The organism is Agromyces sp. Root1464, assembly GCF_001427265.1.
GTDB classification, from domain to species: Bacteria; Actinomycetota; Actinomycetes; order Actinomycetales; family Microbacteriaceae; genus Agromyces; species Agromyces fucosus.
Map to the genome: position 1 here is coordinate 327,762 of NZ_LMFU01000001.1, position 24,112 is coordinate 351,873.

20 protein-coding genes are annotated in these 24,112 nt (G+C 70.5%); 7 read left to right on the forward strand and 13 right to left on the reverse strand.

The genetic code is table 11. The features are described from left to right. Nucleotides 1-11: 11 nt before the first annotated feature. From ASD23_RS01535 to ASD23_RS01550, 4 genes are read right to left on the reverse strand one after another with little or no spacing between them, the layout of a single operon-like run. The gene (locus ASD23_RS01535; protein WP_056005333.1) at nt 12-602 is read right to left on the reverse strand and encodes a TetR/AcrR family transcriptional regulator; all 591 of its coding nucleotides are present in this window, start codon (nt 600-602) and stop codon (nt 12-14) included. A 1-nt stretch (nt 603) separates the two neighbouring features. After that, nucleotides 604-2,220 carry a cytochrome b/b6 domain-containing protein gene (locus ASD23_RS01540; protein WP_056005340.1) on the reverse strand — a complete coding sequence of 539 codons (1,617 nt, stop codon included), beginning with the start codon at nt 2,218-2,220 and terminating at the stop codon, nt 604-606. Between the two features lie 6 nt (nt 2,221-2,226). Then, nucleotides 2,227-3,213, reverse strand: a complete 987-nt coding sequence (locus ASD23_RS01545) for an electron transfer flavoprotein subunit alpha/FixB family protein (protein WP_056005346.1) — start codon at nt 3,211-3,213, stop codon at nt 2,227-2,229. Between the two features lie 9 nt (nt 3,214-3,222). Continuing rightward, complete coding sequence (locus tag ASD23_RS01550) at nt 3,223-3,999, reverse strand: electron transfer flavoprotein subunit beta/FixA family protein (RefSeq protein ID WP_056005348.1); 777 nt, start codon at nt 3,997-3,999, stop codon at nt 3,223-3,225. A 165-nt stretch (nt 4,000-4,164) separates the two neighbouring features. On the opposite strand from ASD23_RS01550, the gene ASD23_RS01555 reads away from it, so the two are divergent. The 5 genes from ASD23_RS01555 (at nt 4,165) to ASD23_RS01575 (ending at nt 9,012) form a co-directional block, all read left to right on the forward strand. Then, nucleotides 4,165-5,961 carry an acyl-CoA dehydrogenase gene (locus ASD23_RS01555; protein ID WP_056005351.1) on the forward strand — a complete coding sequence of 599 codons (1,797 nt, stop codon included), beginning with the start codon at nt 4,165-4,167 and terminating at the stop codon, nt 5,959-5,961. Between the two features lie 200 nt (nt 5,962-6,161). Then, complete coding sequence (locus ASD23_RS01560; protein ID WP_056007567.1) at nt 6,162-6,863, forward strand: GAF and ANTAR domain-containing protein; 702 nt, start codon at nt 6,162-6,164, stop codon at nt 6,861-6,863. Continuing rightward, the gene (locus ASD23_RS01565) at nt 6,860-7,579 is read left to right on the forward strand and encodes a GAF and ANTAR domain-containing protein (protein ID WP_056005354.1); all 720 of its coding nucleotides are present in this window, start codon (nt 6,860-6,862) and stop codon (nt 7,577-7,579) included. Before ASD23_RS01560 ends, ASD23_RS01565 begins: the two co-directional genes overlap by 4 nt. Nucleotides 7,580-7,695: 116 nt before the next feature. Further along, complete coding sequence (locus ASD23_RS01570) at nt 7,696-8,058, forward strand: hypothetical protein (protein ID WP_056005357.1); 363 nt, start codon at nt 7,696-7,698, stop codon at nt 8,056-8,058. Nucleotides 8,059-8,190: 132 nt separating this feature from the next. Further along, nucleotides 8,191-9,012 carry a tryptophan-rich sensory protein gene (locus tag ASD23_RS01575; protein ID WP_056005360.1) on the forward strand — a complete coding sequence of 274 codons (822 nt, stop codon included), beginning with the start codon at nt 8,191-8,193 and terminating at the stop codon, nt 9,010-9,012. 64 nt (nt 9,013-9,076) lie between these two features. Here the strand turns inward: ASD23_RS01575 and ASD23_RS01580 are convergent, their stop codons facing one another. The 8 genes from ASD23_RS01580 to ASD23_RS01615 all read right to left on the reverse strand — a co-directional run bounded on the left by ASD23_RS01580 (nt 9,077) and on the right by ASD23_RS01615 (nt 19,618). Beyond that, a complete protein-coding gene (locus tag ASD23_RS01580) occupies nt 9,077-10,006 on the reverse strand; it encodes a lytic transglycosylase domain-containing protein (protein WP_056005363.1) in 930 nt (309 codons plus the stop codon). Nucleotides 10,007-10,196: 190 nt separating this feature from the next. Continuing rightward, nucleotides 10,197-10,979, reverse strand: coding sequence for a PspA/IM30 family protein (locus ASD23_RS01585; RefSeq protein WP_056005366.1), 783 nt, complete (start codon nt 10,977-10,979; stop codon nt 10,197-10,199). Beyond that, the gene (locus tag ASD23_RS01590; protein ID WP_157376975.1) at nt 10,976-11,617 is read right to left on the reverse strand and encodes a hypothetical protein; all 642 of its coding nucleotides are present in this window, start codon (nt 11,615-11,617) and stop codon (nt 10,976-10,978) included. Before ASD23_RS01590 ends, ASD23_RS01585 begins: the two co-directional genes overlap by 4 nt. Before the next feature lie 181 nt (nt 11,618-11,798). Beyond that, complete coding sequence (locus tag ASD23_RS01595; protein WP_056005372.1) at nt 11,799-12,734, reverse strand: sucrase ferredoxin; 936 nt, start codon at nt 12,732-12,734, stop codon at nt 11,799-11,801. Continuing rightward, a complete protein-coding gene (locus ASD23_RS01600; protein WP_056005375.1) occupies nt 12,731-13,975 on the reverse strand; it encodes a cupin domain-containing protein in 1,245 nt (414 codons plus the stop codon). The genes ASD23_RS01595 and ASD23_RS01600 overlap by 4 nt, the downstream gene beginning before the upstream one ends. Beyond that, entirely contained in the window at nt 13,972-14,235 is a 264-nt protein-coding gene (locus ASD23_RS01605) for a hypothetical protein (RefSeq protein WP_056007570.1), read from the reverse strand. The genes ASD23_RS01600 and ASD23_RS01605 overlap by 4 nt, the downstream gene beginning before the upstream one ends. A 188-nt stretch (nt 14,236-14,423) precedes the next feature. Next, nucleotides 14,424-17,168: a glycoside hydrolase family 3 protein gene (locus ASD23_RS01610; protein WP_056005378.1), complete on the reverse strand. Its 2,745-nt coding sequence runs from the start codon at nt 17,166-17,168 to the stop codon at nt 14,424-14,426. 2 nt (nt 17,169-17,170) lie between these two features. Further along, nucleotides 17,171-19,618, reverse strand: coding sequence for a glycoside hydrolase family 3 C-terminal domain-containing protein (locus ASD23_RS01615; RefSeq protein ID WP_200941661.1), 2,448 nt, complete (start codon nt 19,616-19,618; stop codon nt 17,171-17,173). Between the two features lie 94 nt (nt 19,619-19,712). Here ASD23_RS01615 and ASD23_RS01620 point away from each other — a divergent pair, with 94 nt between their 5' ends. Both ASD23_RS01620 and ASD23_RS01625 read left to right on the forward strand, forming a co-directional pair. Beyond that, nucleotides 19,713-20,324 carry a TetR/AcrR family transcriptional regulator gene (locus tag ASD23_RS01620; protein ID WP_056005384.1) on the forward strand — a complete coding sequence of 204 codons (612 nt, stop codon included), beginning with the start codon at nt 19,713-19,715 and terminating at the stop codon, nt 20,322-20,324. A 230-nt stretch (nt 20,325-20,554) separates the two neighbouring features. Beyond that, on the forward strand, nt 20,555-23,128 hold the full coding sequence (locus tag ASD23_RS01625) for a hypothetical protein (RefSeq protein ID WP_199470606.1): 2,574 nt from the start codon (nt 20,555-20,557) through the stop codon (nt 23,126-23,128). A 31-nt stretch (nt 23,129-23,159) separates the two neighbouring features. On the opposite strand, the gene ASD23_RS01630 is transcribed toward ASD23_RS01625, so the two are convergent. After that, nucleotides 23,160-24,092: a LysR family transcriptional regulator gene (locus tag ASD23_RS01630; protein ID WP_056005387.1), complete on the reverse strand. Its 933-nt coding sequence runs from the start codon at nt 24,090-24,092 to the stop codon at nt 23,160-23,162. Nucleotides 24,093-24,112 lie beyond the last annotated feature (20 nt).

The window sequence follows — 24,112 nt, forward strand, 5'->3', positions numbered from 1 at the left end:
CAAGGGCCGTCTCAGCCCTCGACGGTGAGCATCCCGTGGTGCAGCAGGTCGAGGTAGTTCTCGCTGACGCTCGCCGCCGTGTGGCTGCCGCCCGGCCGGAACCAGAACACCGTCGACCACACCGCGTCTCGGATGAAGCGGAAGGCGAGCCGAGGGTCGATCGTGTCGCGGAACACGCCGGCGGCCTGCCCCTCGGTGATCTGCTCGAGCCAGAGCTCCTCGATGCGCTCCGCCCCGTCGGCGAGGAACTCGAACCCGGGCTGGGTCATGAGGAACCCGGTCTCGTTCTGGTAGATGCGCACGTCGTCGGGGCGCTGCTCGATCGTGAGGAACGCGTGCTCGATGAGCTGGTCGAGCCGCTCGCGGGCGCTGCCGCCGCTCGCGGCGATGCGCTCGAACGCCGAGAGCGTGTCGTGCTGGAAGCCGTGCAGGATCTCGTGCAGCACCGCCTCCTTCGAGGCGAAGTGGTGGTAGAGGCTGCCCGAGAGGATCCCCGCCTCGTCGGCGATGTCGCGTACCGTCGTCGCCGAGTAGCCGCGCGCGGCGATGAGCCGCCTCGCGATGACGATGATCTGGTCGCGCCGTTCGGAGCCGTCGCCCATGTCAGCGCCCGCTGACCTTGCCGAACAGGCGTGCGATCGGCGCGAGCACGAGCGGTCGGGCCGCGACCCAGGCTGCGGCGATCACGACGAGCGACGCGACGAAGATCCAGAACCCGGTCCAGTTCACGACGTCCTGGCTCGCGTACATGTGGTTGAGGTTGCGCAGCGCCCCGGTCGCGAAGACGAGCCCCACGTGCACGATGATGAACAGCACGAAGTAGAGCATCACGGGGAAGTGCACGGCGCGCGCCCACTCCACCGGGTAGATGCGGTTCAGCGTCTTCGCGTTCTTCGGCCAGATGCCCGACATGCGCACGCCCGTGACCGCCGCGAGCGGCGCCGCGATGAAGACGGTGACGAAGTAGGCGATCTGCTGCAGGCTGTTGTAGTTCACCCAGCCGTTCTCGGTCGGCCAGTCGAGCGAGAGATACTGCAGCAGCGCCGACAGCGCGTTCGGGAAGACCTCCCAGCTCGTGGGCACGAGTCGCATCCACTGCCCCGTCATGAAGAGGAGCACGACGAACACCACGCCGTTGACGAGCCACAGGATGTCGAGCGACTGGTGGAACCACAGCGAGAGGCTGATCTTGCGCTTCGAGTTCCAGCTCGGCGACCAGAACGCGGTCGGCCGCTTCTGCGTGCGCACCTCGAGGCCCGAGCGGATGATGAGCACGATCAGGAACACGTTGAAGAAGTGCTGCCAGCCGATCCAGGCCGGGATGCCGACCGGAGCGGACTCGGGCAGGTGGTACTCGCCCGGGTAGCGCGCGATGAACTCCTCCATCGGCGCGAGGCCGAGCAGCCAGTTGACCCCGACGACGACTCCGGTTGCGGCGAGCAGCAGCCCGAAGCCGCCGAGGACGAGCGCACTCGCCCACTCCGCACGGGAGTACGGACCGTACAGCTTCGGCCACGGTTCGGCAGTAGGGCGAGCGGATGCCGCGGCGACCGCGACCGGGCGACGCGGCGGCTGCATCGGGGTGCGCTGTGGCGCCGGCGCCGGGGCTGCGGCGGCCGCGGGTGCGATGACCGGTTCGGGGTTCGGCTCGAGGACGGGCTCGGAGATTGGCTCCGGCGCTGCCTCGAGCACCGGTGCCGCGACGACGCGCTCGGGCCTCGCGGGCGCCGAACCTGCGGGCGGCCAAGGCTCGCCGTCGGGCGTGCGCGGGAGTCCACGACGGAGCGCCGTTCCGCCGGCCGCCGACGGCGCCGAGGCGGCGGTGGCGGTCGAGACCGCGGTGAGCGGTTCGACGGGAGGAGCCGCGGCCGGGACATCCGTCGCGGTGGTGGCCGGCACCTCGACCGTTGCCGCCGTCGCAGCGAGCGGGGCTGCGGAGGCGGGCGGCCACGGCTCACCGCCGGGCACGCGAGGCAGCCCGCGCCGCACCGCACGAGCAGTCGGAGCGGCTGCGGGCACAGCGGCCGGAGCGACCGTGGCAGCCGTCGCCACGGGTGCCGAGACATCCGCGACCGCCGCCGGAGCGCTCGCCTCGTCGACGGCTGCCGCGCTCTCGCTCGCGGCCTCAGCGCCCCCTGCGATCTCGAACACCGGGGGCCAGGGTTCACCGCCGGCGACGCGGGGCAGGCCCTGCCGCGTCGTTCGCCCGTACGTCGCCATCGCGCGCTACGCCTTCCGCGCCTCGAGCGCGGCGATCAGCTGCGGCACGACCGTGAAGAGGTCGCCGACGATGCCGAAGTCGGCGATCTCGAAGATGGGGGCGTCGGCGTCCTTGTTGATCGCGACGATCGTCTTCGCGGTCTGCATGCCGGCGCGGTGCTGGATCGCGCCCGAGATGCCGAGCGCGATGTAGAGCTGGGGCGACACCGAGACGCCGGTCTGGCCGACCTGGTGCGACTGCGGGATGTAGCCAGCGTCGACCGCGGCGCGCGATGCGCCAACGGCGGCGCCGAGCACGTCGGCGAGCTGGTCGACGAGTGCGAACTTGTCTTCGGAGCCGAGCCCGCGACCGCCCGAGACGACCTTCGCGGCGCCGCGCAGCTCGGGGCGCGACGATGCCACGACCTCTTCCTCGAATGCGCCGATGACGGCGGCCTTCCGACCGGATGCCGCGACCTCGAGCCGCTCGACCGAGGCGGGCTGCGCCTCGGCGCGGGCATCGATGGAGCCCTCGCGCACGGTGATGACGGGTGCGCCCCACGTGACGGCCGAGTCGACGTTGTAGGCGCCGCCGTACACCGAGTGATGGGCGACGACACCTTCGGCATCGCGCGAGACCCCGACGGCGTCGACCGCGAGGCCCGACCGCGAACGGGCGGCGAAGCGGGCGGCGATCTCGCGGCCCTCGATCGAGTTGGAGACGAGGATCGCGTCGGGCCGCACCGCGTCGGCGGCCGCGGCGAGCGCGTCGGCGCCCGGCACGGTGAGGCCTGAGCCGGCGGCGGCGTGCTCGGCGACGAGCACGTGGGTCGCGCCGAGCGCGGCGGCATCCGTCGCGGCCTGCTCGCCCTCGCCCGGAGCTGCGACGATCACGGCGACCGGGGTTCCGGCCTGGGCCGCCGCACCGAGGAGGCCGGCGGCGCTCTTGGCGAGCGCACCCGACGGCGTGACGTCGAGGAGCACGAGGATCGAGTCTGCGGAGTAGTCAGTCATCGTGGTCCCTTACGCGAGCCGGTTCTGGACGAGGTACTCGGCGAGGCGCTCGCCGGCGTCGCCCTCGTCGACGATCTTGGTGCCCGCCGAGCGGGGCGGCTTCTCGCCGAGGGAGATCACGATCGAGCGCGACGCCTCGGTGCTCTCGGCGTCGACGCCGAGGTCCGCGAGCGTGAGCGTCTCGAACGGCTTCTTCTTGGCCGCCATGATGCCCTTGAAGTTCGGGAAGCGGGCATCGGGCAGTGCCTCGGTGATGGAGATCACCGCGGGCAGCGACGCCGAGACCTGCATCGTGCCGTGATCGGTCGCACGCTCGCCCCGGAGCTCGGCGCCGTCGATCTCGACCGAGTTCAGGCTCGTCGCGTTCGGCACGTCGAGGAGCTCGGCGACCATCGCCGGGAGCACTCCGCCCGAGCCGTCGGTCGACTGGTTGCCGGCGATGACGAGATCGAACCCGATGCGCTGCAGCGCTGCCGCGAGCACCTCGGCGGTGAGGCCGAGGTCCGCGCCGAGGAGCGCCTCGTCGGCCACCTGCACGGCGCCGGCGGCGCCCATCGCGAGGCCCTTGCGCACCGTGGCCGCAGCGGACCCGGGCGACATCGACAGCACGACGACCTCGGTGTCGGGGTGGGAGTCGGCGTACGAGAGCGCCACCTCGAGCGCGCGCTCGCCGATCTCGTCGAGCACCGTCTCGCTCGCGGCACGATCGGCGAGGCCGGTCTGCAGGTCGAGCTTCCGATCCCCGTAGGTGTCGGGGACTTCCTTGACCAGGACGACGATCTTCATTCCGCTCCTTCGACGAGTTGCTTCATCCTAACCAAGCACTTGCTTGCCCGAAAAGGGGCCTGATTTGTGGGATGCCGCCAAACCATGCCGAGTCCCGGCCCGCACCCGTCGTGGAACCCGCACAGTTCCCGCCCTGTTGCGAGGTGCCGGGCTTACGCTGCGGGCATGAGTGGATTCCGACCCCCTGTTGCAGATATCGCCTTCGCCCTCGAGCATGTCGTCGACTACGACGCCGTCGCGCAGCTGCCCGGATTCGAGCACGCCGACCTCGAGACCGTCACCGAGATCCTCGACGAGGCCGGCAACTTCATGGCCGAAGTCGTCGCCCCCACCAACCGAGCCGGCGACCTCGAGGGTTCGAAGCTGAACCCCGACGGCACCGTCACCACGGCCACCGGTTTCAAGGAGGCCTACTCGGCCTACGTCGACGCAGGCTGGGGCTCGGTGCCGCTGCCCGAGGCGTTCGGCGGCGGCGGGTTCCCGCGCACCATCGGCCTCGCGCTCCAGGAGCTCATGGCGACCGCCAACATGGCGTTCGCACTCGCACCGCTGCTCACGCAGGGCGCGATCGAGGCGCTGCTGCACTACGGCAGCGACGAGCAGAAGCAGCAGTGGCTGCCGAAGATGGTCACGGGCGAGTGGGCCGGCACCATGAACCTCACCGAGCCGCACGCCGGCACCGACGTCGGCGCGCTCACCACGAAGGCCGTCAAGCGCGACGACGGCACTTACGGCATCACCGGCCAGAAGATCTTCATCACCTTCGGCGACCACGACCTCAGCGAGCAGATCGTGCACCTCGTGCTCGCCCGCACCCCCGATGCGCCGGCCGGCACCAAGGGCATCTCGATCTTCATCGTGCCGAAGTTCCTCATGAACGACGACGGTTCGATCGGCGAGCGCAACGGCGTCCACACCGTCGGCGTCGAGCACAAGATGGGCATCCACGGTTCGCCCACCTGCGTGCTCTCGTACGAGGATGCGACCGGCTACCTCGTCGGTGACGAGAACATCGGCATGCGCATCATGTTCGTCATGATGAACAGCGCCCGCCTCTCGGTCGGCATGCAGGGCCTTGCCGTGTCGGAGCGCGCCTACCAGCAGTCGCTCGACTACGCCCGCGAGCGCATCCAGGGTCGCGCGATCGGCGCCACCCAGGACTCCCCCATCATCGACTTCCCCGACGTGCGCCGCATGCTCATGACGCAGAAGGCGTACATCGCCGCGATGCGTCGCATGATGCTGCTGACCGCGACCTACACCGACGTGTCGACCCACCACCCCGACGCCGCCGTACGCGGCCGGGCGAACGAGATCGTCGGCCTGCTCACCCCGATCAACAAGTCGTTCGGCACCGACCTCGGCAACGAGCTCACCTCGCTCGCACTGCAGATCCACGGCGGCATGGGGTTCATCGAGGAGACCGGCGCTGCGCAGCACTACCGGGACGTCCGCATCGCGGCGATCTACGAGGGCACGAACGGCGTGCAGGCCGCCGACCTCGTCGGCCGCAAGCTCCCGGTTCGCGGCGGGGCATCCGCTCTCGAGTTCATCGCGACCATGCGTGAGCTCGACGGCGAGCTGGCCGCCGCGGGCGACGAGTTCGCGTCGATCCGCACGCAGCTGAACGCCCAGCTCGACGCGCTCGAGCAGACGACGGCGTGGATGCTCCGCACCGGCGCCACCGACCCGAACGCCGTGCTCTCGGGCTCGACGCCGTACCAGCGCATCTGGGGCCTCGTCGTCGGCGGATGGCTCATGGCCAAGTCGGCGCTCGCCGCCCGCGGCATGGACGACGACGGCATCGCGGAGACGCAGCTGCCGCTCGCCCGCTTCTACGCCGAGCAGCTGCTGCCGCAGGCCGCAGGGCTCGCCGGGGCGGCCACCGCAGGTTCGCGCGACCTCTTCGCCCTCGGCGCCGACGCCCTTGGAAACGTGGCGCTCCGCGGAGCTCGCGTCTGACCTGACGCTCGACTCAGTCGCCGGCCCGTCCCATGGACGGGCCGGCGTCGTGTTTCCCCCATGGGCGACGTCCTTCGCCACGTACCGGGACGATGCCCTCGCGCCGCTTTCCTCCCGGTCAAGCCCCTGACGTCTCGCTGCCCGGTGTGATGGAATGATCTGTATCCGGTCGAGGAGATCGGGCGCATTTGGAGGACTCGGTGGGCGATTTCGGCTCTGCAGTCGATGCACTGGAACGTTGGGCGGAGTCGCCCGACGGGCTGGCCGCGCTCTTCGTCGGCGCCTTCCCGATCACGGGGGCGTCCGTCTCGACGGTCGGCAACATCCTCGGCAGCGAGACCCTGTCGGCGACCGATCAGCGTGCCCTCCGAATCGACGAGCTCCAGTTCGATCTCGGTGAGGGCCCATGCTGGGACGCGCTGCGCTCGGCACGCCCAGTGCTCGTGCCTGACCTTCGGCGCGACGCTCCCACGATCTGGCCCGCCTTCACCGCCGCAGTCCTGCGTGAGGACCTGAGCTCGATCTTCGCCTTCCCGATGACCGTCGGGCCGCTCCGGCTCGGCGCCGTCGACCTGTACTCCGTGGCACCGGTGCGCCTGAATCCGACGCAGACGTCCCAGGTCGGGGTCATGGCCGATCTCGTGGGCAAGCAGGTGCTGCGCCGGGCCCTCGACGCCGTCGGGCAGCACGAGGAGGACCTCGGCAACGCCTACTCGCGCCGCTTCGTGCACCAGGCGACGGGCGTCGTGCTCGCGCAGCTCGGACTGTCGCCGGACGAGGCGCGGCTCGTCATCCAAGGGCACGCCTTCGCCGAGTCCCGCACGATGATCGACGTCGCCCAAGACATCGTGGAGGGCAGGTTGAAGTTCACGAACGGCCCCACGGGCATCGAGGCGATATGAACAGCCGCACCCGCGAGCAAGAGCTGCTGCGCACCTTCGCGTCCCTCGCCGACACCCTCGTGGAGGGCTACGACGTCGTCGAACTCCTGCAACTGCTCGTCGACAGCTGCCAGCAGTTGCTCGACACGACGGCCGCGGCGATCCTGCTCGCCGACGCCGACGGCGAACTCGACGTGATCGCATCCACGAGCGAGGCGAGTCGCCTCGTCGAGCTCATCCAGATCGGTGCCGAAGCCGGCCCGTGCGTGGAGAGCTTCACCACGGGAACGTTCGTCTCCGTGCCCGACATCAGCGATTCTCCCGAGCGATGGGGCCGATTCCGCGACGGCGCCATCGCTCAGGGATTCGCATCGGTGCACGCCTTCCCGATGCGATTGCGCGAGACCCGGATCGGCACCTTGAACCTGCTTCGCGACTCGGTCGGCGAGCTCGACCCCGACGACCGGGCCGCCGCGCAGGCCTTCGCCGACGTGGCCACGATCGGCATCCTGCACGAACGCTCGATCCACGAGAGCCACGTCCTCTCCGAACAGCTCGAACGCGCGTTGCAGAGCCGGGTGGTCATCGAACAGGCGAAGGGGGTCGTCGCACACACCAGGGGCGTGCCCATCGAAGAGGCGTTCACGCTCATCCGTGCCTACGCGCGAGCCAATCGGATCGGCATCAGCCAGGTGGCGGCCGGGCTCGTCGACCGCAGCCTCGCGCTGCCCGAGTAGGCGCCCAATGATCGGCCGAGCACACGGGTCACCATGCAGCAGACGGGTTTACACTGGAATGGCGTCGACCCGGACCCCGCCGGCCAACTCGCATCGAGATGCTGCAGGGGGTTCCCATGAAATTGCTCATCAATCGGCTCGGTTCCTACCTCACCGGTGATGATCTCGCAGACGCCGTCTTGAACTACGGTCTCGCGCTTGCGCGTCAACGCCGACTCGATCTCATCGACGTTCCCTATCGTCGCAATGACGGCTCCATCGCCCGCGTGCGGATGACCGTCGGATGGCGCTCCGACACCTCGTCGGTCGAGTTCACGTCCTCTCGCGAAGCCCACGACGACGAACTCGTCGAGCCCGACACGACACTCGCCATGTACGACAAGGCGTCGTCGATCGACGAGGCTCGCTCCACCGTGTTCTCGGTCACGGAGGCGACGACGCAGCTCGACTGGGACGTGGACCTCACGCAACAGCCCTGACCCGAAGCCGCGGCCGACCGGCGCGCCCGTGTCAAGCCCCACGGCGTTTCTTGTGCACCCTGCCGAACGGGCATTACGTTTCCTCCAACCGGCCTCGATCACGGTCGGCAGGAGCGAGCGACCGGAGCTGACATGACGAGCACCTCGGCAGAACTCACCACCCCCCGCGGCGACCTCGCCCGGCAGATCACGGTCGCCGTGAGCGCGGCGCTCGCGGTGATCGGCGCGTTCATCGGCTCGGGAGCGGCCGGAGGCACGCCGGTGCAGGATGCCTCGGGCGGCGCGCTCGCCGCCGACGCCACGCTCCTCGCGCCGGGCGGTGGTGCCTTCAGCATCTGGTCGGTCATCTACGTGGGACTGGTGGCGTATGCGGTGTGGCAGTTCCTCCCGGCGCAGCGCGCTGCCGAACGGCAGCGCCGGCTCGGCTACCTGGTCGCCGCATCGCTGGTGCTGAACGCCGCGTGGATCCTCTCGATCCAGTTCGACCAGCTCGCCCTCAGCGTCCCGGTCATCGTCGCGCTGCTCGTCGTGCTCGTCCTGGCATTCCGGATCTGCCGTGCGACCCGTCCTGCCGGTCCCGTCGACGCCGTGCTGACGGATGGCACGATCGGCCTCTACCTCGGTTGGGTCAGCGTCGCCACGGCGGCGAACATCACCGCCGTGCTCGTGGCGGCGGGCTTCGACGGCTTGGGACTCGCGCCCGAGGCGTGGGCGATCGGCGTGCTCGCCGTCGTCGGCGTCATCGGGGTCTGGCTCGCCGTCTGGGATCGCGGCCGCATCGCCCCGACGCTCTCGCTCGCCTGGGGCCTCTCATGGATCGCGGTCGCGAGGCTCACGGACGCACCGCCGTCGACCCCCACCGCGGTGGCGGCCATCGCAGCAGCGGCGGCCATCGTCATCGCGACGATCTGGAGCCGGCTCGCGACGATGCGGGCGCGGTCGACCTCCGCCTGAACGGCGGGTTCCGCGGCGGTCAGCGGATGCCGCGGCATCCACTATTCGGATCGTCCCCGCTCGGCTAGTGGCCGAGCTCGGCCACCGACTCCGCGAACTCGAGCGCGACCTTGGCGATGTTGTCGACGTAGTCGTTGTCGTGGTTGTACGAGAAGACGGCCGCTCGCCATCCCTCGGAGCTCGTCATCGGACCCGACTCGCAGAGGTACCGTGCCGTCGACAGCGCAGCGTCGTCGATCTGGTGCGGGTCGGCGACTCCGTCGCCGTTCGCGTCGGTGCCCCACTTGTGCCAGGTCGACGGGATGAACTGCATCGGTCCGACGGCGCGGTCCCAGGTGGTGTCGCCGTCGAGCGCACCGTCGTCGGTGTCATCGATCCTCGCCACATCGGCACTCCCGTCGAGAGCGGGCCCGATGATCGGCGGCGTGGTGCGGCCGTCGTCGTCGAGCTTCGACGTGCCGTGGCTGCCGTGCTTCGACTCGATCGCTCCGATCGCGGCGATCGTCGCCCAGTCGAGGCCGCACTCGGCGTCGTCCTGGGCGATGGTGACGTGCGCGAGCGCATAGGCCGCGAGGGCGCGCTTCGGGATGCCGGTGGCATCGGCGACCGTGGCGATCCACTCGGGATCGACCGACGACATCGGGGCGAGCTTCGAGCCGGAGAGCCCGGTCGGCTCCTCGACGACGCCGGCGTCGACGGTCTCGCCGTTGTCGCCGTCGTCGACCGATTCGTCGCCTTCCCCGTCGGGCTGCGAGGTGAGCGGCGGCATCGCGACGGCGGGACCGTAGGCGTCGGGAGCCGCGAACCCGTCGGGGTTCACCGCGGTGCCGACGAGGTTCACGGCGAAGACCGCGCCGATCACGAGGCCGATGGCCCCGACCACGACGCCGACGTACGCGGCGGTGCGACGCACGAGCCGCCACTTCGAGGTCGGGGCTCGATTCGGGCGACGCTCGCCGTACTCGTCGTCGTCGAAATCGTCATGCCAGGACATCGGTGTCGCGCTCCGTTCAGGCGTGGGTGCAGGGTTCCCACCGGGTCGATCACCGCAGGCTCTCGAAGCCCGGGGCGATTCGACCCGCTCCTTCACAGTACCCGCGCGCCGCCGCTCCCGCATCAGTCGAAGCCGATGCTCAGGAAGCCCGATGCTGAGGTCGCGGCCAGCGACCGACGACCGACGGCCGTCAGCCGGCTCGGCCGATGCTCAGCCAGCCATCGGGTCCGGGACGCTCCGTCGCACCGCTGCCGGCCTGCCCGCTTCCGCTCTTCAACGCCTGCAACTGGCGATCGATCTCGGCCTGCGCCGAGACGGCGGCGAGCTGACGCTCGATGTCGGCGTCGGGTGCAGCGGTGAGGTCGGTCAGGGCGCCGCTCGCGAGCAGCTCGTCGGTCGCGGCCGCGCGCGCCTGCATCTGCTGGACGCGATCGCGGGCGCGGTCGAGGCTCGATCCGACATCCGTGATCGTGTTGCTGATGCCCGACACCGCCTCGTTGGCTCGCACCTGCGCCTCGGACGCCGTGTAGGTCGCCTTGATCGTCTCCTTCTCGATGCGGAAGGCGGCCACCTGGTCAGTGAGCCGGCGCTCCCGGTCTTGCAGCTGCGCCGTCTGTCGATCGAGCGCGGTGAACTGCTGCTGCAGCTGCGCGACCTGCCCCTCGAGCATGGCCCGGCGTTCGAGCGCGGCTCGCGCGAGGTCTTCGCGCCCCTGCGCGAGCGCCTCGGCGGCTTGCGATCCCAACCGCTGGTAGCGCGTGCCCATCTCCTCGCCCTGCAGTTCGATGCGCTTCTTCGCCGTCGCGACGTCGGCGACCGCGAGCCGCACCTGCTGCAGCAGCTTCACCTGCTGGTCGTAGCTGTCGTCGAGCGTCTCCCGCGGGTCCTCCATGCGGTCGAGCGCCTTCGACGTCTTGCTCCGGAAGATCGTCCGCATCCGCGCCGAATTGCTGTTGGCGTTGCTGCTGCTCATGGTCGGTTCCCCTCGTCTCGGATGATGGAAGTCGTCGGCGGTCTCGTGACATCGACGCGACCGTCGCGGCGGTTGAGTGCCTGGAGTTCTTCGATGCCCGTCTGCAGGGCGGCGACCTCCCGGTCGACGTCGGAGCCGAGCGCGGAGAGCGCGTCGTCGGTCGCACCGGAGAGCCCGGATGCCACGGCGTCGCGCACCCGTCGGACGAGCGCCTCGACCTGCTCGACGCGAAGACGGGCCGCGGGCAGTTCCTGTGCGAGCACGCCGGCGTTCGTCTCGGACTCCATCAGGCGCAGCTGCAGGTCGAGCACGTCACCCTCGTCGCTGATGCGCCGGAAGAGCCGAGGCAGTTCGCCGCGGAATCCGTGGGTGCGGGAGCCGCCCGACGTGCCGGTGAGCTCGACGGCGGCGCGTCCGCTCCGCAGGACGTCGTCGAGCCGCACTCGCAGTGCGAGAACCGTTCGCTGCGGTCCGTGACTCACGCGGGCCCGGGCGCGGAGGGTCGTCGCCCCGAAAGCTCGGCTCCGGCGGACGCGACGCACGAGTGCCCGCACGACGAGCACAACCGTCACCATGACGCCGATCGAGAGCAGCACGATCACGCCGAGCCCGATCAAGATCGCTTCGATGCCGGTCACATGCACCACCCCGCCCAGTTCGACCACTTCGCCGATAACGCGATATAACGCGTGTCGTAAAGATACCCCCGTTTCGCCGGATCCGTGAGTCCCGATGCCGATTCGCAGGGGGCACGCAGGTGGGGCGCGGTGCGACGGCGGCCCGGGATCAGACGCTGATCAGGCGCGGATCAGCCACTGATCAGGCGCTGATCGAGCGAAGCGCGTACTGCCGCACCCGCACGAACCGCGTCGCGGCGCACGTCGACAGCAGGGGTTCGGAGTGCGTCTCCTCCAGGTCCACCACGATGTCGCCAGCACCGGCGGCATGACCGTCAGCGGTGCCCGCATCGGTACCGCCGGCGTCACCCGCCCCGGCCAGTCGCACGCGCCATCCGCTCTCCGCTGCCTCCTCGGCGATCGGCGCGAACGAGTCGATGCGTTCGTCGCCGAAGGCTTCGCGGGCGAAGTGCTGTGCGGCCTGCACGGGGTGCGTCAGCGAGCTGCGACCACGGAACCGCTCGGGCACGATGCGGCCCTCGTCGAAGGCGTCGGCGATGCGCAGGGGGTCGCCGTCGTCGGCATACCCGTAGTAGAGGCCGTGCGGGAAGACCACCATGGTCCCGGCGAACCGGTCGCCGCCGAGGTGCGAGCACTCCCAGGTCTCCTCGGGGCGCGCTTCGGCGAGCGCGGTCACGACCCGGCGGCCGCGCACGGCGCAGCACTGGTCGTGCCTGGCGTGGGTGCAGATGCAGTAGACGGGTCGGGTCGAGGGCGTGCCCGTCGACCCGTCGAGCGGCACGTCGAGCAGCGCCGCGGCATCCGCCACCTCACCCCACACGACACGTTCCCGACCCGGCCGTGAATCGACGATCGCCCACCGCTGCGTCGCCGGGGCGGCGCGCCGACCCGTTCGACGGATGGCGAGCGGCCGCATGCCCGCGCCCTCGATTCGACGCACGAGGGCACGGCCGAGCTCGCGGTCGAACGGCGCGTCGAGCAGGGCGTTCTGCCCCCAGCTGCCCGCGACCTCAATGAGGAACCATCGCAGTCCGCGGGGGCCCGTGCCGACGAGCGGGTCGTGCCGTTCGCGAGCGCGATCGCTGCACGGTGCCCAGTGCTCGACGGCGAGCGTCACGCGGGCGCCACCACGAATCCCTCGCGCACGAGGCGTCGCACCACGACGACCGCGCTCTCGGTGTCGAGGCCCGGCAGCTCGCCGGGCGCGACGACCCCGCCCGCGACGAGCCGTCGCACCGCCGGTTCCGCCTCGACCGGCAGCGACAGCGTCTTCGCGCGCCCCACGATGCGCACCCGGTCATCGATCGTGGTGACCCGCACGGGCAGCGACGCACGCCAGCGCACGGGCGTCGACGCATCCAACGTCGCGAGCGCCGCGAGCGCCTCGAGCGTCGAGAGGGGCGCGATCGGTTCCGCGCGGGTCGCGGCATCGAACCGGTCGGCGAGCACGGCGGCCGGCCGCGAGGCATCCGTCTGCTGCAGCGTCTCGATGAGGGCCTGAATCGTCTGCGCGACGACGGGCGCGATCGCCTCCGTGTCGCGCAGGTCGATGCCGAGCGGAAGCGACCCTCGCAGGGCGGCGTTGTCGCCGACCTCGCCGAGGAGCGTGTCGACGAGGTCGGCGCGCGTGTACGCCGCCATGCCGACGGTCAGGTGCACGGATGTCGCGCCGAGCGCGGTCGCCGAATGGATCCAGCCGCGCGGCAGGTAGAGCGCATCGCCGGGGCGCAGCACCGCGTCGATGACCGGCTCGCCCGTGGCAGCTCGGGCGACCGCACCGCGATGCCGGTCCCACGGCTGGGAGCGCAGCGGGTCGACGAGCACCGGCGCGTGGATGCGCCAGTGCTTCTCGCCCGAGACCTGCAGCACGAACACGTCGTGGGTGTCGTAGTGCGCGTCGAACCCCTGCGACGACGGCGGGGTGACATAGGCGTTGACCTGCGCCGGGTGCCCGAGGTCGTCGATGAGCTCGCGCGTGAAGTCGATGATCGGCGGCCACAGGCGGTGCAGCCCCTGCAGCACGATGGTCGCGCCGCCCGCGAACTCGGCGAGCACCTTGTCGCTCGAGACCTGGTCGGCGATCTCGGCACCGAAACCACCTGGTGCGGTGTACGAAGACGCCGCGAGCACCGAGCCCTCGTTCGCCATGCGGATGAACGGGGTGCGCACCCCGCGACGCGTGATGAGCTCGTCGACGGCGGCGACCGAGAACAGGTCGTCGAAGCCGCGGTCGAGCTCGGCGGCCGGGGAGAGCAGCGGTTGACTGCCCCAGTACCGGGCGGCGAACTCGTCGGCGGGAACGCTGATGCAGCGCGAGAGCGCGGGCCGACTGCTCGACCCGCGCTCCGGGTCGGTCACTCCGCCGAACCGTCCGCGCCGCCGTCGTGGCCGCCGGGGTTCGCGCCGCCGTCGGCGACGCCCTCCCCCGCAGCCGCCGAACCGTCGGCGCCGCCGTCGTGGCCGCCGGGGTTCGCGCCGCCGTCGGCCGTGCCTTCGCCGCCGGCCTCGGCCGACCCGTCGGCGCCGCCGTCGTGGCCCTCGGGGTTGGCACCGCCGTCGGCGGTGCCTTCGCCTTCGGCGCCGGGCTCGCGGGTGATGTCGTCATCGTTGATCGTCATGAGCATTCCTCTCCTCGCCTGCCCGCTCAGCGTATCGAGGGCGTGCCGTCTGCGGAACCGGTTGACGGATCACGTTCGTCGCCTGCACGGCCAGGATCGAACGCGACGAAGGGCGGATGCCACGCGGCATCCGCCCTTCGTTCGCTCGCGCTTGTTCGCGTGCGCCTGGCAGCCCCTGGCCGCTCAGCTCACTGGAACAGCTCGGTCTGGAGCAGCGCGTAGCTCACGGCGTGCACGCGGTCGCGGAGGCCGTTGCCCACGCCGACCGGGTCCTCGTCGTACGCCTGCTTCACCGAGCTGGCGACAGAGCTCGACAGCGGGGCGAGCATGAGGTCGTTGCCGTAGCGCACGGCGAGCGCCGGGTCCATGAACCCGCCGAGCACCGCGTCCGTCGAGACGACGCCGTCGAAGCCCCACTCGCCGCGCAGCACCTCCTGGAGGAGCTGCTCGTTACCGCCCGCCCAGCTGCCGCCGATGTTGATGAACGAGGACATCGCGCCCATCGCGCCGCCCTCCTTCACGCTGATCTCGAAGGGCTTCAGGTAGAGCTCGCGCAGCGCCTGCTCGTCGACGAAGACGTTGACGCCGGGGGCCCGCGCGTTGATCTCCTGGTCGTTCAGCACGAAGTGCTTCATGAAGGTGAGCACGTGCTTGCTCTGCGCGCCCGAGATCATGCCGGCGGCCATCTTGCCCGAGAGCAGCGGGTCCTCCGAGAAGTACTCGAAGTCGCGACCGCCCATCGCGGTGCGGTGCAGGTTCATGCCGGGGGCGTACCAGCCCTCGATGCCGTACGCGTTCGCCTCTGCGCCGACCGATTCGCCGAGTTCGAAGGCGAGCTCGTCGTTCCAGGTCGAGGCGACGACGATCTCGGTCGGGTACGCGGCCGCCGTGATGTCGCCGAAGAAGAAGCTCAGGCCCGACGGGCTGTCGAGCAGCACCGCCGAGGGAACGCCGAGCCGCTCGACCGCCGCGGTCTCGTAGGCCCCCTTCGCGAAGAGGTCGACGAGCTCGTCGCGGGTGAACTGGTCGAGGAACAGTTCCCACTTCGGGTCGTCGTAGTCGAGGCCGGCGAGGTCCACCAGCATGAGGCCGTTGTCGGCCTCGTAGGTGGGCACGTCGCCCTCGGCCGGTGCGATCTCGGGGTCCATCAACGCGAGGGTCTCCTCGGATGCCTCGTGGTCGATGTCGTCGGCGCTCGGGTAGGTGCCCTCCCAGTCGGCGCGCGAGAGGTACTCCACATCGCCTTCCGCGTAGCCGAAGCGGTTCTCGAGCTCCACGCCCGTGGTCTCGTCGGTGCCGTAGACCGTCGTGTCGGCGACCGCGATCGGGAACGCGGCGACGGGCGTGTGCACGTCGGTCGAAACGGAGATGTCGTACTGGCCCGCGTCGAGCACGTAGGCGCCTTCGTCGGTGTTCCACGAGGCGAGGTCGCGCAGGGCGAACTCGACCGTGACCGTCTCCGACGCCCCGGGTTCGAGCGACGAGGTCTTCGCGTAGCCGGCAAGCGTGATCGCCGACTTCTCGACGCCGCCCGGCGTGTACGGCGCCGAGGCGTAGACCTCGACGACATCCTTGCCGGCCGTGTCGCCCGTGTTGGCGACCGTCACGTCGACGCTGACCCGACCCTCGGCGACGACCGGCGTGCTCGCCGTCCACTCGAAGTCGGTGTAGCTCAGGCCGTAGCCGAAGGGGTACTGCACGGCGGCCTGGTAGCCCGCCTCGTCGTCGACGTATCGGGTCTCGTAGTAGCGGTAGCCGACGTAGATGCCCTCGGCGTAGTCGAGGAAGCCGCGCTTGGTGTTGTCGTACTGGAAGTCACCGTAGTTGACCGTCGAGGGCGCGCTCGTGACGTCGTAGGCGTAGGTGTCGGTCAAGCGGCCCGAGGGGTTGACCTCGCCGGTCAGCACCTTCGCGAGCGAGACCGCTCCGCGCGGACCCGGGGTGCCGATCCAGACGGCGCCGGTGATCTGCGGGTACTCGTCGAGGAAGCCGAGCTCCATCTGGTTGCCCGAGTTGACGATCACGACGACCTGGTCGAACGACGCCGTCACGGTGTCGAACAGTTCGCGCTGCTCGTCGGTGAGCGCGAGCTCGCCCGCCGTCATGTCGGCGCTCTCGACGCCGTCGTTGCCGATGACGACGAGCGCGGTGTCGGCGAAGCCCTTCGCCTGCGCTATGACGTCGTCGGTCAGGTAGTCGGGTGCGGGCTCCGTGCCCTTGCCGCTCCCCGACACCATCTGGGCGATCGCGATGAGGCCGTTGGCGGCGCCCTCCTCGGTCTTCGCGCCGGCGTCCTGCATGGCACCGTACAGCTCGGGGTTGTAGGCGACGCCCTGCTCCTCGAGCGCGTCGTAGAGGGTGACGGCGCTCGACTGATCGGAGCCGCCCGAGCCGTTGCCCCCGTACCGCAGGTTGAACGACGCGAAGCTGAAGACGTTGACCTTCTGCTCGGCGAGCGGAAGTACGCCGTCGTTCTTCAGCAGCACGATGCCCTCGTCGGAGATCTGCTCGGCCACCACGGCACCATGCTCGCGAGCGGCGACGCCGTCGGCGGTCGACGAGTCGACGGTGATCGACAGCAGCCGGCTGATGTCCGAGACGACGGGCGCGGCCAGCACGGCCAGGATCGCGACGACGGCGACCACGACGGTCCAGCCGATCGCGCGCTGCGGCCGGTGCTTGACCTTGCGGTACACCCGCTCGCGGCGCGAGTCGAGGCGGCGCTCGGCGCGCGTCATCGTGGCGCGCCGGGCGGCGCGCTCCGCCTTCGCTGCCTTCTTCGCCGCACGGGCCTCAGCCCGGTGGGCGGCCTTCGCGGCCGCGCGCTCCTCGCGCGGCATCGCCTTCAGCTCGGCGCGCCACTGCTTCGCGAGTTCGCGCTCCGCTCTGACGCGGGCCACGGCCTCCTGCTTGATCTCCTTGCGTGTCGCCACGTCTAGTCCTCTCCCCGCGTCCGTGCGGTTCGTCGATGGGTGCGCCATGCGGCCACGAAACGGGCGGCACCGCGCCAGAAGCGGCCGTTGACCGCGATGAGCAGCGCGTCGACCATCTCGTCGCTGACCGATCCGCCCGACAGGCGGGAGATCGATCGGAACGGGAGGTCGAGCGCGAAGCGGATGTTGTTGGCCGTGAGCGGGCGGCCGAGCCGCATGACGAGTCGGCTCGCGCCGTCGATCACGCCGTGCATCAGGCTCGCGAATCCGCCGCGGCCGCGCGTGCGGGCGACGATGTCGTCGCGGGTGAGCGGCTGGTTGGCGGGCCACATCGAGGGCGGCAGCTCGCGACCGAGCAGGGCCGCGTACTCGGCGTCGCCCACCAGCTCGACCCGGCCCGTCGCGTAGTGCGGCAGGGCGGAGGTCCCGGTGGACGGCATCGGCGAACCTGCGACCTCGAGTTCGGCACGCAGACGGATGTCGCGCGACGACGCCGCGGCCAGGACGGAATACCTGCCCCCGATCGTGCGCCAGTCGTCCGCATCGGCGTCGAAGACGTCGAACGCGTGCTCGGCGTACGGGATCTCGACGGTCGCCGATTCGCCGGGCGCGAGGTCGACCTTCGCGAAGCCGCGCAGCTCGCGCGGCGCCCGGATGACTCCCGCCGCGGCATCCGGGGCCTCGACGTAGAGCTGCACCGTCTCGGTGCCCGCTCGATCGCCGGTGTTGACGACGGTGACGATCGCGGACGTCGGGCCGGCGCTCAGGTCGGAGTAGGCGAACGTCGTGTAGCCGAGGCCGTGCCCGAAGGGGTAGCGCACGGCCGCGTCGACCTTGTCGAAGTACCGGTAGCCGACGTAGACGTGTTCGCGGTGCTCCGAGGTGGCCTCGGTGCGTCCGTACGTGGCCGACGACGGGACATCCTCGTATCGGATCGGGTAGGTCTCGGCGAGGCGACCGCCGGGGTTCACTTGGCCCGTGAGCACCTCGGCGACCGCGCGACCGCCGCCCTGGCCGGCCAGGGAGCTGTGCACGATCGCGTCGACGTCATCGGCGAACGGGAGCTCGACGGCTGCGCCGCCCGCGAGCACGACGACGACGGGCACGTCGAGCGCCGTGAGCTCGCGCACGAGCGCGAGCTGGTTCTCGGCGAGGCGCATGTGCGATCGGTCGACGCCCTCGGCCTCGGCCGATTCGTCGAGGCCGAGGAAGAGCAGCACCACGTCGGCGCGTCGGGCCAAGCGGATGGCGCGGCGACGGCAGCCGCTCGATCGCCGGTCCATGCGTGCGAAGCCCGGCTCGTAGCCGATCACGTCGAGCTCGGACTCGCGAAGGGCGTCGAGCGCGGCGTCGATCCTCGTCGGGTTCACGAGCGAACTGCCGGCGCCCTGGTAGCGCGGCCGGGCCGCGAAGTCGCCGATGACGGCGACCTTGCCTGCGCCCTCGCCGAGCGGGAGGATCGAGCGGCGGTTCTCGAGCAGCACGATCGAGCGGCGTGCCGCCTCGACGGCCAGGTCGTGGTGCGCGTCGTAGTCGACGGCGGATGCCTCGACCGGCTGCGTCCGCGTCCGGGCCCGCGTCCGCTCGATGAGCGCGAGCAGTTCGCCGACCCGGTCGTCGAGCACGGCCTCGTCGAGGTCGCCGTGCTCGACCGCATGAACGACCTCCCGGTCGGTCACGCCGTTCGTCGACGGCATCTCGAGGGCGTTGCCGGCGAGGAGCCCGCGCACCCGGTCGTTGTTGCCGCCCCAGTCGGTGACGACGAGCCCGTCGAAGCCCCACCGCTGCCGGAGGATGTCGCCCAGCAGGTGCCGATTCTCGTTCGCGTAGGTGCCGTTGACCTTGTTGTAGGCGCTCATCACTGTCCACGCGTCGCCCTCGGTGATCGCGATGCGGAAGCCCTCGAGGTAGATCTCGTGCAGCGCGCGCTCATCGACGATCTCGTCGATGCTCATGCGGTGCGTCTCCTGGCTGTTGACCGCGAAGTGCTTGACGCTCGCCGCGACGCCGCGGGACTGGATGCCGCGCACCTTCGCCGCGGCCAGCACGCCGGACAGCAGGGGATCCTCGGAGAAGTACTCGAAGTTCCGGCCCGCGAGGGGGTTGCGCTTGATGTTGAGCCCCGGGCCGAGCAGCACGCTCACGCGCTCGGCCGCCGCCTCGTCGCCGAGCGCCTGGCCCACTCGACCGACGAGGTCGCGATCCCAGCTGTTCGCCAAAGCGGCGGCCGGAGGGAAGCAGGTCGCGGGAATGCTCGCGTTGAGCCCGAGGTGGTCGGCGGCGCCGCCCTGCTTGCGCAGGCCGTGCGGACCGTCGGTGAGCATGATCGAGGGCACGCCGAGGCGCGCGACGGGCTTCGTATTCCAGAAGTTCGCGCCCGAGGTCAGCGACGCCTTCTCGGCCAGCGTCATGCGCTCGATCAGTTCAGCGTCGTTGCGTGGAGTGGACACGGTTGCCTACACTAACCCAAGTTCCACCACTTGGTGGAATTTGAGTCGGCTACCCTCGAGAGCTGCCGATTCCACACCGACGAAGGAGCCGATCGTGCCCGAGTTGCCCACCGAGTGGCTCTCCACCGGTTACGCGACCGGCAACGCCACGAAGCGCCTGATCGTCGCCAGGGCGGCCGAGGCCTTCGCCCAGAAGGGCTTCTACGGCGCCTCCCTGCGAGCGATCGCCCGCGAGGCCGGCGTCGACCACTCCACGCTCCTGCACCACTTCGGCAACAAGGTCGCACTCCTGCTCTCCGTCATCGAGTGGCACGACCTGCAGGGCGCCCCGCCCGAGTTCCCCGAGACGATTCCGCCCGCCACGCTCGTCGACGGGTTCGTCGCGGTCGCGAGACAGAACGAGTCGGCGCCGGGCCTCGTGAACCTGCTGTCGACGCTGTCGGCCGAGGCCGGCGCGGCCGCCCACCCGGCCCGCCCCGCCCTGCAGGAGCGGCACCGCGTGCTCACGTCGATCATGGCGTCGACGATCCGCAGCCAGCGCGAGAGCGGGGCGGTCGCCGACGACGGCCTCACCCCCGAGCAGAGCGCCGCCGTCGTGGTGGCGACCTGGGAGGGCCTGCAGGTCTACAGCGCGCTGCACCCCGGCGAGCTCGACGTGCCGGCGCTGCTCGGGCAGACGTTGCAGCGGGCGTTCGGGCTCAGCTGATCCGTGCCGGCGTCTGCTCGGCGCCGGACTCGCGAAGGTCCATAAGGTCACCGACTCGGCGCCGACGCGGCTGCCTGTGCAGGGCACGCGACCTCGACCACGGCAAATGACGTCCATAGCCACAAACACCGTACGTCAAGCACCTTTCATCTCGAATCCGGTGGCTTTCGTCTGCTCCATGCGCAAAACTCGGGGTTTCGTGCATCGACTGTCTCCGAGGAAGTAGACCAATGACTGCGAATCTGCCGGACCCTCCGATCTCCGAACCCGGCCGCGCCCACGCGGCTCGGCCGACTCGGCGCACCGTGCTGCAGGGCGTGGTGCTCGCCGGCGTCGGCGCCTGGGCGATGCCCGCCCCCGCGACGGCTTGGGCTGCGCCCGCAGCATTCGGGGGCTCGGCCGCGGGTGCCGTCGCTGCTCTGCCACGGGCGGTCTCGGGCATCTATCCGACCTTGGCGATGTTCAACACCGAGGGCGAGTGCGGCACCGGTGCCGTCGTTCCCTGGGCCGGGCGCCTGTGGGCGATCACGTATGGGCCGCACCTCGTGCGCGGCTCGAGCGACAAGCTCTATGAGATCACCCCTGAACTGCAACAGGTGGTGCGCCCCGAGAGCGTCGGCGGCACCAACGCCAACCGCATGATCCACGAGGAGTCGAACCAGCTCTTCATCGGCCCCTACGTCATCGCCGCCGACGCGACCGTGCGGGTCATCGACCGATCGGTGATGCCGGGCCGCCTGACCGGCACGTCGCGCCACTGGGCCGACCCGGTGAACAAGGTCCATTTCGCCACGATGGAGGAGGGCCTCTACAGCGTCGACGTCAACAGCCTCGCCGTGTCGGGTGACATCAAAGACGGCAACGGCGGCATCACGAGCCCGACCGATCCCGCGACGATCAGCTCGACCCTTCCCGGCTATCACGGCAAGGGCCTCTACACCCACGGCGACGTGGTCATCTACAGCAACAACGGCGACGCCGCCCCCGCGGCCCAGACCGACCCCACGACCGAGTCGGGTGCGCTCGGCGAGTGGCACGGCAGCGGAGACTGGCAGCTCGTGCGCCGTAACCAGTTCACCGAGGTCACGGGGCCCGCCGGCATCGTCGGCGGCAGCCGAACAGCGGACGACCCGGTGTGGGCGGTCGGCTGGGACTACCGCTCGATCATCCTGCAGATCCGTCGCAACGACGAATGGGTCACGTTCCGTCTGCCGAAGAGCAGCCACAGTTACGACGGCGCCCACGGCTGGAACACCGAGTGGCCGCGCATCCGCGAGGTCGGGCAGGGCGAAGACCTGCTCATGACGATGCACGGTGCCTTCTGGCGGTTCCCGGCGGCATTCGACATCGGCAGCGCCGCCGGCATCCGCCCGCGCAGCAGCTACCTCAAGGTGATCGGAGACTTCGCACGCTGGGGCGACCGCATCGTGCTCGGCAGCGACGATACGGCGCAAGCCGAGTTCTACAACAAGCGCAGACACAAGGGCAACCTGATCGGCCCCGGCCAGTCGCAGTCGAACCTCTGGTTCGTCGATCCCGGCCAGCTCGACGACCTCGGCTTCGCGATCGGCCGTGGTTCCGTCTGGGACGACGACGAAGTGCCCGCCGCCACCCCCTCCGACCCGTTCCTCATCGCCGGCTTCGACCGACGCGTGCTGCACCTCAGCCATGGTTCCAGCGAGCCCGTGACGTTCGACCTCGAACTCGACGCCGACGGTTCGGGCGCGTTCTCCCGCTGGCAGCGCGTGACGGTGCCGGCCAACGGCTACCAGTGGATCCCGATGCCGAGCCACGTGCTCGGCGAGTGGATCAGGCTGACCACCGACCGCGCCGCGACACGGGTGACAGCCACCGTCTCGATGCGGCAGCTCGACGAGCGCCCGGCCGAGGCCGACGCCATGTTCGACGGCCTGGCCGGGATCGGCGACACGGCCGTCACCGGCGGCCTGGTGCGTGCCCGCGGCGGCAACCTGCGCAGCCTCGCCTTCGTCGTCGACCGGCCCACCGCCAACGGGCCGCAGTCGGTCGGCTACTACGAGATGGACGGCAACTTCGAGCTCAAGAAGGTCGAAGATCCCGACTCGGACGCCTGGCACCGTCTCAACTGCGCCATTCCCACCGGCGTCCTCGACGTCGACGCCGCGTCGGTGCTGGTGATCGACGACGCCGGTCGGCGCTGGCGACTGCCCAAGTTCAACGCGGCCTACGAGACATCCGCCCCTCTCGGGCCCGAGCGCATCGACCGCGAGATCTGCACCGAGCGCGACCTGTTCAACGCCCACGGCACGTTCTACGAGGTACCGGCCGAGAACGCCGGTGGGTTCGCGAAGATGCGCCCGATCGCAACCCACGGCCGCCGCATCAAGGACTACTGCTCGTATCGCGGCATGGCCATCCTCACCGGTGTGCGCGACGACGCCCCAGCCGGCGAGCACATCGTTCGCTCGACCGACGGCAAGACCGCGCTGTGGGTCGGCGCGGTCGATGATCTCTGGAAGCTCGGTCGTCCGCGCGGCGTCGGCGGGCCGTGGAAGAACACCTCGGTCGTGGCAGGCCAGCCCTCCGACCCGTACCTGATGACCGCCTACGAGGAGAAGTTCATCGCGCTGTCCCATCAGGGTGAGGCGGCGGTCGACTTCGACGTGCAGGTCGACATCACCGGCGAGGGCAACTGGGTCAGCTACCGCACGTTCACGGTCGAGCGCCAGCTGCGCCACCGATTCCCGGTGCACTTCTCGGCGTACTGGGTGCGGGTGGTCGCGAGTACGAGCGTGGTCGCGAGCGCGCAGCTCACGTACAGCTGAACCGGACGAGGGGGAGCTCTGCAACATCCCCTCACTCGCTCGCGGCGAGCCGCATCGTCGCGCCTGCCCGCGCGGCGAATGCCGTCGCACTCGCCGAGATCGTCTGTCGCATGACCTCGACGGCCGCGGTCGGCGCGACGTCGGTGGGCCGCGCGACGCTGATGGTGCGGTCGAGTGTGGGCTCGCCGAGTCGCACCGGCCGCAGGCCGGGCCGATCGATGAGCACCATCGCGGGCACGATCGCGACCCCGAGCCCGCGTTCGACGAACCGCAGCACGGCGTCCATCTCGGCCCCCTCGAGCACGACCTCGGGCGTGAGGCCGGCGGCCCGGAACGCCGCGTCGGTCGCGCTCCGCAGGTCGTACGTCGCGCTGAAGACGATCTGCGGCAACGCCGCGACATCCGCCAGCTCGATGGTGTCGCGCGCGGTGACCGGCGGTGCGCCGGCCGACGAGATCACCACGAGCTCCTCGACGAGGAGCGGCGTCACGGTGAACCGCTCGGCGGCCGTGGCGTCCGAGGTGGTGATGAGCGCGAGATCGAGCTCGCCGCTCGCGAGCTCGTCGAGGAGGCGGCGCGAGCCCTGTTCCGAGAGGTGCAGCTCGATGCCCGGATGCTCCGCGTGGAACGCACTCAGCACCTCGGCGACGAGGCTGATGCAGAGGGTCGGCGTGGCGCCGAGGCGCACCCGCCCGCGCTCGAGACCGGCCAGCTCGGCGAGTTCGCGGCGCACCGACTCGGCATCGGCGAGCATGCGGCGGGCGAGCGGCAGCAGCGACTCCCCCGCGGTCGTCAGGGTGCTGCCGCCGCGGGCGCGGTGGAAGAGCTCGGCACCCAGATCGTGCTCGAGCGCGGCGATCTGACGGCTCAGCGAGGGCTGGGCGAGGTAGAGCTCCTCTGCGGCCCGGGTGAAGTTGCCGAAGCGTGCCACCTCGACGAAGCTGCGGAGTTGCTCGAGGTTCATGTCGATAACGTACGCGCATC